The 13,510-nt window shown below is 63.7% G+C and carries 13 protein-coding genes and 1 riboswitch; of the genes, 12 read left to right on the plus strand and 1 reads right to left on the minus strand.

The window, feature by feature from the left end; translation table 11 throughout:
- Positions 1–28 precede the first annotated feature (28 nt).
- A riboswitch (glycine riboswitch) is annotated at positions 29–131 on the plus strand.
- A gap of 145 nt (positions 132–276) precedes the next feature.
- The 9 genes from DY201_RS27790 (at position 277) to DY201_RS27830 (ending at position 9,551) form a co-directional block, all read left to right on the plus strand.
- Positions 277–1,530 carry a D-amino acid dehydrogenase gene (locus DY201_RS27790; RefSeq protein WP_115734570.1) on the plus strand — a complete coding sequence of 418 codons (1,254 nt, stop codon included), beginning with the start codon at positions 277–279 and terminating at the stop codon, positions 1,528–1,530.
- A 9-nt stretch (positions 1,531–1,539) separates the two neighbouring features.
- Positions 1,540–3,759 carry a malate synthase G gene (locus DY201_RS27795; protein ID WP_425358773.1) on the plus strand — a complete coding sequence of 740 codons (2,220 nt, stop codon included), beginning with the start codon at positions 1,540–1,542 and terminating at the stop codon, positions 3,757–3,759.
- 10 nt (positions 3,760–3,769) lie between these two features.
- Positions 3,770–4,201, plus strand: coding sequence for a GlcG/HbpS family heme-binding protein (locus DY201_RS27800; protein ID WP_115734571.1), 432 nt, complete (start codon positions 3,770–3,772; stop codon positions 4,199–4,201).
- Positions 4,202–4,364: 163 nt separating this feature from the next.
- The gene (locus DY201_RS27805; protein WP_115734572.1) at positions 4,365–5,453 is read left to right on the plus strand and encodes an NAD/NADP octopine/nopaline dehydrogenase family protein; all 1,089 of its coding nucleotides are present in this window, start codon (positions 4,365–4,367) and stop codon (positions 5,451–5,453) included.
- A complete protein-coding gene (locus DY201_RS27810; RefSeq protein ID WP_115734573.1) occupies positions 5,450–6,337 on the plus strand; it encodes a dipicolinate synthase subunit DpsA in 888 nt (295 codons plus the stop codon). The genes DY201_RS27805 and DY201_RS27810 overlap by 4 nt, the downstream gene beginning before the upstream one ends.
- A complete protein-coding gene (locus DY201_RS27815) occupies positions 6,337–7,683 on the plus strand; it encodes a dihydroorotase (protein ID WP_115734574.1) in 1,347 nt (448 codons plus the stop codon). The genes DY201_RS27810 and DY201_RS27815 overlap by 1 nt, the downstream gene beginning before the upstream one ends.
- Positions 7,680–8,363 (plus strand): resolvase, encoded by a 684-nt coding sequence (locus tag DY201_RS27820; RefSeq protein ID WP_115734575.1) that lies wholly within the window; start codon positions 7,680–7,682, stop codon positions 8,361–8,363. The genes DY201_RS27815 and DY201_RS27820 overlap by 4 nt, the downstream gene beginning before the upstream one ends.
- Before the next feature lies 1 nt (position 8,364).
- Entirely contained in the window at positions 8,365–8,562 is a 198-nt protein-coding gene (locus DY201_RS27825; protein WP_018431063.1) for a 2-hydroxymuconate tautomerase, read from the plus strand.
- Positions 8,562–9,551: an isochorismatase family protein gene (locus DY201_RS27830; RefSeq protein WP_115734576.1), complete on the plus strand. Its 990-nt coding sequence runs from the start codon at positions 8,562–8,564 to the stop codon at positions 9,549–9,551. Before DY201_RS27825 ends, DY201_RS27830 begins: the two co-directional genes overlap by 1 nt.
- A gap of 76 nt (positions 9,552–9,627) precedes the next feature.
- Here the strand turns inward: DY201_RS27830 and DY201_RS27835 are convergent, their stop codons facing one another.
- Complete coding sequence (locus tag DY201_RS27835; RefSeq protein WP_115734577.1) at positions 9,628–10,980, minus strand: cytosine deaminase; 1,353 nt, start codon at positions 10,978–10,980, stop codon at positions 9,628–9,630.
- A 251-nt stretch (positions 10,981–11,231) separates the two neighbouring features.
- Here DY201_RS27835 and DY201_RS27840 point away from each other — a divergent pair, with 251 nt between their 5' ends.
- Genes DY201_RS27840 through DY201_RS27850 form a run of 3 tightly spaced genes read left to right on the plus strand, consistent with a single transcriptional unit; the run spans position 11,232 to position 13,469 of the window.
- Positions 11,232–11,975 (plus strand): GntR family transcriptional regulator, encoded by a 744-nt coding sequence (locus DY201_RS27840; RefSeq protein WP_115734578.1) that lies wholly within the window; start codon positions 11,232–11,234, stop codon positions 11,973–11,975.
- 25 nt (positions 11,976–12,000) lie between these two features.
- Positions 12,001–12,468, plus strand: coding sequence for a RidA family protein (locus DY201_RS27845; protein WP_115734579.1), 468 nt, complete (start codon positions 12,001–12,003; stop codon positions 12,466–12,468).
- A gap of 2 nt (positions 12,469–12,470) precedes the next feature.
- Complete coding sequence (locus tag DY201_RS27850; RefSeq protein WP_115734580.1) at positions 12,471–13,469, plus strand: CobW family GTP-binding protein; 999 nt, start codon at positions 12,471–12,473, stop codon at positions 13,467–13,469.
- The last annotated feature ends 41 nt before the right edge of the window (positions 13,470–13,510 follow it).

A 13,510-nucleotide genomic window follows, 5' to 3' on the forward strand; every position in this document is an offset into this window, starting at 1 on the left:
CGCCACCAGCTATGAAGACATGCGTTCAAGAGGCTGCATGGGAGAGATCGGCCGCTGCGAGATGACACCGGCCGACGCCGACGGAGCAACCCCCCAGGAAACTCTCAGGCAAAAGTGACCATGCAGTTGAACGATCTGGAGAGAGGCGCCTCGAGCGTCCACCGAAGGGGAAAGCCGCACCGGCAAGGCCGGCGCGGTTAAGCTCTCAGGTACAGCGACAGATTGGGGAAAACAGCGGGTTCCGGCCCGCACCCAACTTTGTTCGCGGAGAGTGAAATGCCCCATATTGCCGTTATCGGCGCCGGTATCACCGGCGTCACCACTGCCTATGCCCTTCTGGAGCGCGGCTACACCGTCACTGTCGTCGATCGCCAGCGTTATGCCGCGATGGAAACGTCGTTTGCCAATGGCGGCCAGCTGTCGGCCAGCAACGCCGAGGTCTGGAACCACTGGTCGACCTTGCTCAAGGGCATCAAGTGGATGCTGCGCAGTGATGCGCCGCTGCTGATGAACCCCCGGCCAACCTGGCACAAATATGCCTGGCTGGCTGAGTTCGTCTCAAACATCGCACATTACCGCGACAACACGGTGGAGACGACGCGGCTGGCGATTGCCGCGCGCAAGCACCTGTTTGCGATTGCTGAGCGCGAGAACATCGACTTCGACCATGTCCGTCGCGGCATCCTCCATTTCTACTGGGACAGACCGAGTTTCCAGCACGCGCTGAAGGTCAATGCGATGCTGGTCGAGGGCGGTCTCGACCGCCGGCCGGTGACGGCTGAGGAGGTGAAGTCGATCGAGCCGACGTTGAATGGCGATTTTCATGGCGGCTTCTATACGCCGTCGGACTCGACCGGCGACATCCACAAGTTCACCTTCGGCCTCGCCAACGCCTGCGAGCGGCGCGGTGCGCGCTTCGTCTTCGACGCCAATGTCGACCGTATCGCCCGGGATGGCATGTTCTGCATCGGCTACACGACCGACGGTGCTGACGGCCAGCCCGACTATAGGGTCGTCGAGGCCGACGGCATCGTCATCTGCGCCGGTTCCGCCAGCCGCCATTTCGCAGCGATGCTCGGCGACCGGGTCAATGTCTACCCGGTCAAGGGCTATTCCATCACCGTGCATCTCGACGACGAGCGCAGCCAGGCTGCTGCACCATGGGTCAGCCTGCTCGACGATCGCGCCAAGATCGTCACCAGCCGCCTTGGCGCCGGGCGCTTCCGGGTTGCCGGCACCGCCGAGTTCAACGGCATGAATCGCGACATCCGCGATGACCGCGTCAGGCCGCTGGTCGACTGGACACGCATGCTGTTCCCGGATGTCGACACCAACAGGGTCGTGCCCTGGGCAGGTCTCAGGCCGATGATGCCGAACATGATGCCGAGGGTCGGCAAGGGCCGTCAGCCCGGCGTGTTCTACAATACCGGCCATGGTCATCTCGGCTGGACGCTGTCGGCGGCAACGGCCCAGATGGTCGTGGAGACCATTTCGGGCGAGTTCCGCACCGACGCTGCACTTGCAGCCTGACCGGGAGTTATGACGATGAACATGATGAACCGGATTGACGACAGTGTCTTCGTCCATGGCCTTTCTGTTGCGCGCGTGCTCCACGACTTCGTGGTCTCGGAGGCTCTGCCGGGGACGGGTGTGGATGCGGATGCGTTCTGGGAGGGTTTTGCCGCAATCGTGCATGATCTGGCGCCGAAGAACCGGGCGCTGTTGGAAAAGCGCGACGACTTCCAGCTCAAGCTCGATGCCTGGTACCGCAAGCACGGCGCCCCGCACGACATGGCCGCCTACAAGGCGTTCCTGAGCGAGATCGGTTATCTGGTCCCCGAGGGGCCAGCCTTTGCGGTGACAACCGAGAATGTCGATCCGGAGATCGCCACCGTCGCCGGGCCGCAGCTTGTCGTGCCGGTGATGAATGCGCGTTATGCGCTGAACGCCGCCAATGCGCGCTGGGGTTCGCTCTATGACGCGCTCTACGGCACCGATGCGATCCCGGATGCCGACGGCGCCGAGAAGACCAAGGGCTACAATCCCAAGCGTGGCCAAAAGGTCATTGCCTGGGCCAAGGCGTTCCTCGATCAGTCGGCACCGCTGGCTCAAGGCAGCTGGAGCGAGGTGACCGGGCTTGCGGTCGAGGGCGGCGCGCTCAAGCTTGCGACTGCGTCCGGTTCGGTTGCACTGAGCGATGCAAAACAATTCGCCGGCTATCGCGGCGAGGCAAAGAATCCAGACGCGGTGCTGCTGGTCAAGAACGGCCTGCATGTCGAGGTGGTGGTCGACAGGGACAGTGCGATCGGCAAGACCGATCCGGCCGGTATCTCCGACATGATCCTGGAGTCCGCTCTCACCACCATCCAGGACTGCGAGGATTCGGTTGCGGCAGTCGACGCCGAAGACAAGGTCACCGTCTACCGCAACTGGCTCGGCCTGATGAGGGGCGATCTCGCGGAAAGCTTCGACAAGGGCGGCAAGCTTGTCACCCGCAAGCTGAACGCCGACCGTTCCTACACCGGTGCCGATAGCAAGACCGTTTCGCTGCCCGGCCGCTCGTTGATGCTGGTGCGCAATGTCGGCCACCTGATGACCAATCCCGCGATCCACGACCGCGACGGCCATGAGGTGCCCGAAGGCATCATGGATGCGGCGATCACCGCGCTGATTGCGCTTCATGACGTCGGTCAGAACGGGCGTCGCATGAATTCCCGCGCCGGCTCGATGTATGTGGTCAAGCCGAAGATGCATGGTCCCGAGGAAGTTGCCTTTGCCGTCGAGATCTTCGACCGCGTCGAGCGGCTTGTCGGCATGCCGCGCAAGACCATCAAGATGGGCATCATGGACGAGGAGCGGCGCACCACGATCAACCTCAGGGAATGCATCCGTGCCGCCAAGGAACGCGTGGTGTTCATCAACACCGGCTTCCTCGACCGCACCGGCGACGAAATCCACAGCTCGATGGAAGCCGGCCCCATGGTGCGCAAGGGCGACATGAAGCAGGCGCCATGGATCAATGCCTATGAGGCCTGGAACGTCGACACCGGGCTCGAATGCGGCCTGTCGGGCCATGCCCAGATCGGCAAGGGCATGTGGGCGATGCCCGACCTGATGGCAGCGATGCTGGAGCAGAAGATCGCCCACCCACGCGCCGGCGCCAACACCGCCTGGGTGCCGTCGCCGACGGCAGCGACGCTTCATGCCACCCACTACCACAAGGTCGACGTGCATGCCGTCCAGGCCGAGCTGAAGAGCCGGCCCAAGGCGCGGCTCGACGACATCCTGTCGGTGCCAGTCGTCGTTCGTCCCAACTGGACGCCCGACGAGATCCAGCGTGAGCTCGACAACAATGCGCAGGGCATCCTGGGTTATGTCGTGCGCTGGATCGACCAGGGCGTCGGCTGCTCCAAGGTTCCCGACATCAACGACATCGGGCTGATGGAAGACCGGGCCACCTTGCGCATCTCGTCCCAGCACATCGCCAACTGGCTGCGCCACGACGTCTGCTCGCACATCCAGGTGATGGATTCGCTGCAGCGCATGGCGGCGATCGTCGACCGGCAGAATGTCGGTGATCCGCTCTACAAGCCGATGGCGCCCGAGTTCGACCAGTCGACCGCCTTCCGCGCCGCCTGCGACCTCGTCTTCGAAGGCCGCGCCCAGCCCAATGGCTACACCGAACCGGTTCTCCACAAGCGCAGGCTCGAGCTCAAGGCGAAGCGCCGCATTGCGTCACAACCCAAGATTACGAATTGAGGAAGCAAACATGTCCGAACTGACGCTCGCCAAGGCCAACGCCATCATCGAAGCCGCATTCGCCAAAGGATCGGACGTGAAGATGAAGCCGCTGACGGTTGCCGTGCTCGACGCCGGCGGCCATCTCAAGGCTTTCCAGAAGCAGGATGGCGCATCGATGCTGCGCTACGAGATCGCCTCGGGCAAAGCCTATGGCGCGCTCGCTGTCGGCATGGGCTCGCGCTGGCTCGACCAGACGGCGAAGGAGCGGCCGCACTTCATGGAAGGGCTCAACGCCGTCTCCGGCGGCAAGATCGTGCCGGTGCCGGGGGGCGTGCTGATCCGCGACGCGTCGGGCAAGTTGCTCGGCGCCGTCGGCATCACTGGCGACACATCGGACAATGACGAACTCGCCGCCATTTCAGGCATCGAGGCGGCAGGGCTGAAGCATCAGGCCGCGTGAGTGACGGAAGCGCATTCTTCCGCTTGACAATTTACAGTGTGATCATAAAGTGTGATCAAACTGATTGATGACAATCAATTGGCGCGAGGAACGGGGAGGAGTACCCGTTTCGAGCATGAGGTCGTGCGGCCCAATAGCCGTACCTCGGCCCCCGGAGGAGAGAATGAAAGTTGCAGTATTAGGAGCCGGCGCGGGCGGTGCAGCCTCGGTCGCAGAGTTGGTCCAGGCCGGTCATGACGTCCATTTCTGGGCGCGTTCGGCCGAAACGTTGGAGCCGCATGTCAAGCTGGGTGGTGTCGCCTATGAAGGCAAGCTCGGCGAGGGCGTGGCCAAGCCCGCGCTGATCACCACCGATCTCAAGGCGGCAATCGATGGCGTCGATGTCGCGGTCGTCGTCCTGCCCACCTTTTCGCATTCGGCCATCGCCTCGGCGCTTGCGGCTGCCGGCTGGCCCTCGAGCAAACCCGTGGTGCTCAATCCCGGTCACACCGGTGGCGCGCTCGAATTCGCCGAGACTTTTTCGCGCACTGGCCGCGCGGCACCGCCCGTCGTCGAGTTCTCGACCCTGACCTATGTCGCACGCAAGTACCGCCCCGATGGCGTCACCGTCTCCGGCCGCGCCAAGCAGCTCAAGGCCGCGGCGCTGAAGGGCGGCTCCGAGGTGCTGGAGATCGCGGGAAAACTCTATCCGGGCCTTACCCCGGTTGCCGACGTGATCGCTTCCGACCTCTCCAACGTCAACATGGTCCTGCATCCGCCGGCGGCTGTCCTTGCCGCTGCCTGGGTCGAGGCGACTGGCGGCAACTTCACCTTTTACGTCGATGCGATGACCCCCGGCGTCGCCCGCGTCATGAAACAGCTCGACGACGAGCGTCTGGCGGTCGCCAGGGCCTTCGGGCATGATCTGCCCAACCTCGTCGAGGAGATGAAGCTGCTCGGTACGGTCGAGGCCGATGTCACCGACACTTCCGACTTCCGCGCGGCGATTGCCGGCGGCGAGGCCAACAAGCGCATCAAGGGTCCGGATTCGCTCGAATACCGCTACTACAAGGAAGATTTCGGCCACGGCCTGCTGCCATTCCTCGAATTCGCCCGCATTGCCGGCGTCGACACCCCCGTGGCGCATTCTCTCTACAGCCTGGCGCAGATCGCCGTCGGCACAGACTATCGCAAGGGCGGTCGCACCGCCGAGGCGATGGGTATCGCCGGCATGTCTCGGGATCAGGTCATTCAGAAGGTGAGGGCGAAATGAGCTGGAACAACACAGTCATCGCCGTCGTCGCCGGCGACGCCCGCGAACAGGAGATTGCCCGCTGCGCCGTGCGCGCCGGCGCCACCGTCCGTGCTTACGGTTTTCCCTGGCCGGAGGAGGGCATCGAGGGCGTCTATCACGCCAAGGATGCCGCCGACGCGCTGAAAGGTGCCGACATCGCGCTGTTCCCGATCCCGGGCATCACCGCCGAAGGTGCGCTGTTTGCGCCAAAGTGCCCTGAAAAGATCATCCCGACGCGCGAGATGCTGGAGGGCATGCGCAAGCCGGGCCACATCATCCTCGGCTGGGGCGATGCCAATCTGAAGGGCCATTGCGCGGAACTCGGCATCACGCTGCACGAATATGAGTGGGACGTCGACCTGATGCTGCTACGCGGCCCGGCGATCGTCGAGGGCGTGCTCAAGGTGATCATCGAGAACACTGAGATTACCATCCACAAGTCCAACATCTGCCTTGTCGGGCAGGGCACCATCGGCTCGCTGTTGACCAACACGCTGGTGGCGCTCGGCGCCCATGTCCATGTCGCGGCGCGCAACCCGGTGCAGCGCGCGGCTGCTTATGCGGCGGGTGCTGAATCGCTGACGCTCGAACAATTGCCTGAATACCTGCCGAAGATGGATATCGTTATCGGCAGCGTGCCGAAGCGGCTGCTTGATCGCGACCAGCTCAAGCTGCTGCCCAAGCATGCGCTGCTGGTCGACGTCGCGGCCCCGCCCGGCACCATCGACAGGGAGGCTGCAGCCGAACTCGGGATGAAGGCGATCTGGGCACGAGGCATGGGCGCACGCGCGCCGATCACCGTCGGCCGCAGTCAGTGGAGCGGCATCTCAAGACGCATCGAAGGCATATTGGAGCAGAAGTGATGAAGGCGGATCTGGTCATCAAGAACGCGCGGGTGGTTCGCCACGACGGCGAATTCCACGGCGGCGTCGCGGTCAAGGACGGCAAGATCGTGCTGACCGGCGCCGACGAGGTGCTGCCGGACGCGACCCGTACCATCGACGCCGAGGGCCGGGTTCTGATGCCCGGCCTGATCGACCCGCACTGCCATCTCGGCGTGAAGTTTCCCTATCCCGAGGACATGCGGACCGAGACGGCGGCCGCGGCTTCGGGCGGCGTCACCACGGCGCTGCTCTACATCCGCAATCTCAAGGAATCCTATCTGCCGTTCTACGAGGAGCGGAAGGCGCTGGGCGAGGAGAACTCGGTCATCGACTTCGGCTTTCACTTCGGCATCCAGCGCGAGGAGCACATTGCCGAGATCCCCGAGATCGTCGCAAAGACCGGCGTGAAGTCGTTCAAGTGCTATTTCGGCTACGAGCCCGACAATCCGATCGGCATCGTGCCGGCGACGGACGGCTGGGTCTACGCGGCAATGCGCATCCTGTCGAAGATCCCCGGCGGCGTCATCAACGTCCATTGCGAGAACACCCAGATCGCCTCGTGGATCAAGAAGGAGATCGCCGCGACCGGACGCCAGGACCTCGGCGCCTATACAGAATCGCGCCCGGCCTTCTGCGAGGTCGAGACGATCAGGCGTATGATCTTCCTGGCCGAGAAGACCGGCTGCTCGCTGCATCTGGTGCATACGTCGGTCGGCATGGGCCCGGTGCTGGCAGCCGAGGCGCAGGCGCGCGGCGTCCACGTCACTGTCGAGACATGCCCGCATTACCTGACGCGCACCTGCTATGACGACGATCTGGACATGCGCGCCAAGATCTCGCCGCCGCTGCGCGACCGCAACGAACTCGAAGGCCTGTGGGCCGGCATGCTCAACGGCTCGGTCTACAGCCTCGGCACCGACCACGTGCCGTTCCTGCCCAAGAAGCTCGAGGATTTGTGGACGGAATTCCCCGGCGTCGTCAGCTTCCCGTGGGAGCTGTCGCTGATGCTGCATTTCGGCGTGCACCAGCGTGGGCTGCCGCTCAGCCGTCTGGTCGAGCTCAATTCATTCAATCCGGCGCGGCGCTTCGGCCTTTGGCCGCGCAAGGGCCATATCGACGTCGGCTTTGACGCCGATCTCGTGCTGGTCGACCTCGACGAGGAGCGTTCGGTTACCCACACCGGCAAGGGCACCTGCATCTATGAAGGCTGGAAGCTCAAGGGGTGGCCGGTGATGACGATCGCTCGCGGCGACGTGGTCTACGAAAACGGCGTGGTCGCCGAAAGCCATTACGGCCGCGGCCGCTGCGTGACAGTGCCGTCATGACCTCAGAGGTCTCCGATCATCTCGACCTGGCTGGTCGTATTTCGCTGACACCGGCGCGTCTGCCGGTACGCGAGGCGGTGGCCAGGATCGTCGCCGGCAAGGCGACGATCCGCCAGGAGAGGCTGTCGGGGATCCACAATCCATGGGGCCACTGCATCGGCCTGACCGATCCGTGGAGCTTTCTCGACCTGTGCGAGAGCGATGTCGTGATCGATGCCGCGAAGAAGGTCATCGGGCCCGATGTCATCCTCTGGGACAGCGAGCTTTTTCCCGAGGCAGGCCGCTATGGTGAGTTTGTCGCCGAGGGCGGCGAAGGCCGCTATTGGCCGGTGACGCCGCTGGCAGGCGTCGTGGTGCTGGTGGCCGTCGGCAGGGAAGAGCTGGAGGCGAAAGCCATTGGGCTGGGGGAGATCGATCCTGATGCACTTAGCGGTTTCGAGGCGTCGGAACCACTCTTCGTCGTCAGGCTGATGCCGGCGACGAGCCGGTTTGACCGCGATACGAACCATCCGGCCAACCGTGCCTGCATGGAAGAGCAGGTGCTGGTCAATTACTCGAACCGCCCGCTGTGGCTGCTCTCGGGCACCGACCGGGCCAACAACGATCTGGTTTCGGGCTTTGCGCCGGCCGTGCCCGTATGGGCCTCCGGCGCGATGCCCAGCGAAAGAGAGGAGAAATAACATGCCGTTCGTCGTCGTAGAGATGTGGGAGGGGCGCACTGTCGAGCAGAAGCGCAACCTCGTGAAAGCCATTACCAAGGCCATGGTCGAGGAAGCCGCCTGCAAGCCTGATCACCTGCATGTGGTGATCCATGAGACGCCCAAGGACAGCTGGGGTCGCGGCGGCGTGCTCGGCATCGACATGGTGGAGCACAAGTGATGGCGCTCGACGTTCTCGATTATCGCAAGTCGGCACTGCTGGTCATCGACCTGCAGAACGCCTTCATCCACGAAAAGGGCACACTCGGTGTTTCCGGCGTCGACACCAAGCGCCTGTCGGCGATCGTGCCGCCGCTGGCCAAGCTGATCAAGCGCTGCCAGGACACCGGCATCCCGGTCATCTGGACGATGCAGGAGCACTTCGCGGTCGACCAGAACCGCGCTAAGAAGAAGCTGCTCGGCCATACAGCGCGCCGCAAGCAGGTGTCGGCGCTGGCCGGCAGCTGGGACGAGCAGATCATCGACGAGCTGAAGCCGCTGGCCGATTTCGATCCGGCCTTCGTCATCCGCAAGCACCGCTTCGGCGCCTTCTACGAGACGCGCCTCGAAATGATGCTGAAGATGCTCGGCACCCAGCACCTGTTTGTCACCGGTGCGACCACCAACGCCTGCGTCGAGACCTCGATCCGCGAGGCCTATCTGCGTGACCTCGACGTCATTGCCGTCGATGACTGCGTGTCGGGCGTCAATGCCGAATGGGAAGCCACTGCCAAGCAGGTCTGGAAGCAGTATTTCTGCGAGATCGCCCACTCGTCCGAGGTCCTCGACTGGATCGGCGAGCAGGTCAAGCCGCGTGTCACAAACTATGGCCACCAGCTGATCATGGTCAACGATATCGACACGTCGGTCGCCTTCTACACCAACCAGCTCGGCTTCACGATCCGTCCAGCCAAGCCGCTGGCCGACGGCCGTCCGTTCACGGCCTTCCACCAGGGCATTGCGCTGATCCACGGCAAGGCTTCGGACCACCGCCAGCTCGATCACATCGCCTTCGAGGTCAACGATGTGCGCGCCATGGATGCCAGGCTGAAGAAGGCCGGGGTCAAGTACTACACCGACCTGCATGATGGGCCCTATGGCCTGACCATCTACATCGCCGACCCCGACGGCACCAAGGTCGAGCTCTACCAGGTCGGCGCCTCGGCCTGATCCGCTCGTGTATACTGATGTAAAAAGGCCGCCGGATTTCGGCGGCCTTTTTCTTGGTCGCTGACGTCGTCCCGGCTCAGCCGAGCGCCAGGCCTTCAAGCCCGTCGAGTTCGGCGTAGGAAGGCAGTGAGGTCGAAATCGGTGTCCCATTGCGGATGACGATGCGGTTGCTCTCCGCGCGCGAAAGCACCTCCGACCAGCTGCGGCCTTCATAGAGAATGAAATCAGCGGGCTGCCCCTCGGCGATGCCGCCCTTGGCTCCGAGACCCATGACCTCGGCCGGGGTCGTGGTCACGGCCCTGATCCAGTCGCCACTCGGGTGGTCGAGATGTAGTACGCGCGTGCCGAGGCGGAACGTGTCGAGCATGTCGAGATCGCCGTAGGAATGGAACGGGTCGCGCGTGTTGTCGGAGGCGAGCGCCACCGCGATGCCGCGCTTTTTCATCTCGTGCAGCAAGGTCACGCCGCGCCATCTCGGGGTCGCGCCATTGCGGCGGTCCTGCAGATAGAGGTTGCAGGTCGGCAGCGCCACGACGGCAACGCTCGCGGTCGCGACCGTGTCCAGCGTTGCATCGACGATTGCCTCATCCTGCACCGCCAGTGAACAGCAATGTCCGACCAGCACCTTGCCGGCAAATGATGCGCGTAGCTTGGCCTCGGCGATGCGCCGAAGCGCGTCGGCTGTTGGGTCGGAGGTCTCGTCGGCGTGGAAGTCGAGATCCAGGCCATTCCTGACCGCGGCAGCAAACATGCGGTCGAGCAGGTGGTCGATGTCGGGTGCAGGATAGGCAACCGCCCCAAGCGTACCGCCGGCGGCAGCCACCCGCCTGGTCATGCCATCGAGCAAGGTGTCGTCGCGGGCCATGTCGATGGGAAACAGGCAGGAGGCCTGCAAGTCGATGCGACCGCGCCAATGCTGCCGGAGTTCAGAGAACACCGGCCAGGAAATGGCGTCCTGCGGCGGCTGCGAGTCGACGTGGGTGCGTATCGCCGAGGTGCCGTGGTGGAAAGCCGAGCGCAAGGCGAAGTCCATGCGCTTGAAGACATCCCCGGCAGACCAGTTGGCGGTCCGGTCGGCGCGTGTTGCCGCCAGTGCGCCGTCGAATGTCCCGTTCGCCGCCGGCGTGCGCGGCAGGATATGGCCCTTGTCCAGATGGGTGTGGCAGTCGACGAAGGTGGGCAGGGCGACGCGACCGCCTACGTCTATGGAAAACAGGCCGTTGTCAATTGTTTCAGTGGGTTGGCTGCGCGCGGGAGTTGTTGCCAATATCCTGCCGTGCTCTACAGTCAGGTCAGCAAGAAAGAACCCTGCGGCATCCATGGCACTCCAGTTTGTCACCGCACTGTTGAGACGCACGTTGCGCAGCACGTACCGGCTCATCCTTGCGCCGTCGGCGAGCTGTTCGCGCAATACAAGCTGTGCAGTCATGGACGGCCTCTCCTGGGGCTGATGCGATGCCTAGGTGCTCAGGCGCTCGCGATGTTTGTTGGCGAACCAGCCGGGCAGTTAAAGGTTGCCGTTTCGGCAAAGATCATTTATTGATCACAATATGAGATCACAGATTGCGGCCTGTCAACTTCTGCCCCCGGCCGGCGACTGTCTGCGGCAAGCCCGCTGCCTGACGCCGTTCCTCGTACAGCGCAATTCTTGAGGAACCTTGCGAGCGGCGGAGAAACAGAATGCGGATAGACAAGACTGAGGACGCCAGCAACGGCGGCACCGAAACAGCCAAGAAGGAGCGCGGGCATGTCCACGGGCATGTGCTGCGTTACATGCGCCGCGGCTTGATGGTCGGTGCCTTCCTGCCCGGCCAGGTGATGAGCCTGCGCAAGCTGGCCGCCGGCTTCGGCACCAGTCCCATGCCGGTGCGCGAAGTGCTGAGCCGCCTGGTTGCGGCCAATGCGCTCGAGGAAACCAAGGGCGGTTCGGTGCGTGTGCCGCGGCTGAGTCCGGACAAGCTGAGCGACCTTTTTGCCGTGCGCGAGATGCTTGAGGGAATGGCCGCCGAGCTTGCCGCCAAGAGGGCGTCGCCGGCGCTGATCAGCGAACTCGCTGCGATCAACAAGCAGCTCCTGGTGGCGATCGAAAAGCGTGACATCCTCAACTGCCTTTCCTTCAACCAGAAATTCCATTTCACGCTCTATGAAGCGGCCGCGTCCGATGTGCTGATGCCGCTGATCGAGTCGCTGTGGCTGCAGTTCGGCCCGACAATGTACATGTCTTTGCTGATCCCCTCGATGCCATGGAACGCGTCGGACCATGAGGACATTCTTGCGGCGCTGAAAGACGGCAATGCCGCCGCTGCCAAGAAGGGCATCGTCCACGACATCCGCACCACCTGCAAGGCGCTGCTCAGCGTCGCCGGCTCGCAAGGCATCGAGCTGCCTTTCGCGCAGGGGGCGGATCTGCAATTCGATTACTGACATCACGATCTGGGAGGATCCTGCCATGGTGGGAAAAGTTGAACAGAACCTTGCTCGCCTGGGCATCAGCCTGCCGGCGACCGTTGCGCCAGCTGCCAACTACGTGCCGGCCCGCCGGCTGGGCAACCAGGTCTATGTCTCGGGCCAGGTTCCAGCCGAAGGCGGCAAGGACAAGTTCACCGGCAAGCTCGGGTCCGATTTCACCGTCGAGGAGGGCCAGGCCGCGGCGCGGCTCTGCGCCGTCAACATCCTGGCACAGCTCAAGCAGGCGCTGGACGGCGATCTCGACCGCGTTGTAGGGGTCATACGTCTTGGCGGCTTCGTCAATGCCGAGCCTGACTTCAGGGATCATCCCAAGGTCATCAACGGTGCCTCCGACCTGATGGTCGAGGTGTTCGGCGAGGCTGGCCGTCATGCCCGTGCCGCCGTCGGTTGCTACTCGCTGCCGCGCAATGTGCCGGTCGAAGTGGACGCGATCTTCGAGGTCAACTGATCATGTTGCCTGCCGCTGCGGCGACCGACGACAGAATTCCGGTCCACGTGCTGACCGGCTTCCTCGGAAGCGGCAAGACGACTTTCCTGCGGCACCTTCTCGGCGAGCCGGATCTCGCTGATACGGCCGTGATCATCAACGAGTTCGGCGAAGTCGGGCTCGACCATCTGCTGGTGCGCGAGGTTGCCGAAGACGCCGTGCTGTTGTCTTCGGGCTGCCTGTGCTGCGCCGTGCGCGATGATCTCGTATCCACTCTGGCGGACCTTCTGGCGATGGTTCGTCGTGGCGAGGTGGCGCCGTTCCGCCGGGTCGTGGTGGAGACCACGGGCCTCGCCGACCCCGCGCCGATCATGCAGGCAGTGATGAGCGACATCAAGCTCCGTCGCGGCTATCGGGCGGGCAGTATCGTTGCCACCGTCGACGGCGTCAGCGGCGCCACCAGCATCGGCAGTTTTGCCGAGGCCGTACAGCAGGTTGCGCTCGCCGACTGCGTGGTGATCACCAAGTCTGACCTTGTCGAGCCATGGCGACTGGATGCGCTTGGCCAGGAGGTCGGCAAGTTGAACCCGCAGGTTCGCCAGCTTGTTTCCAGCCGCAGTTCCATGCCCGGCACCGGTGATATCTTCCGTTACGACGAGGACTGGGAACCGCGTCACTTCGAGATGGCCGACACGCCGATGGCGGGGCGGCACAGCGATGGCATCGAGACCTTTGCCGTCCAGGTCGACAGGGAGGTCGACTGGGCAGCCTTTGTCGACTGGCTCGAGCTGCTGCTTGCCGGCCGCGGTCAATCGATCCTGCGTGTCAAAGGGTTGCTGGCGGTCAAGGGCGATCCCCGGCCGGTGGTCATCCACGGTGTCCAGCACGTTGTCTACCCGCCCGAATATTTGCCGCGCTGGCCGCAGGATACGGCGCGCGGCTGGCTGGTGTTCATCGCGCGCAACCTGAGCCGAAGCGCGATTGAACGCTCATTGCCGAGCACCTTCGCCGCTGCGAACTGACTGCGCTCGTTTCGCGTTTCCCAGGCAATTCCAGGATGTTC

It is taken from the genome of Aminobacter aminovorans (genome assembly GCF_900445235.1).
Taxonomy (GTDB): Bacteria; Pseudomonadota; Alphaproteobacteria; order Rhizobiales; family Rhizobiaceae; genus Aminobacter; species Aminobacter aminovorans.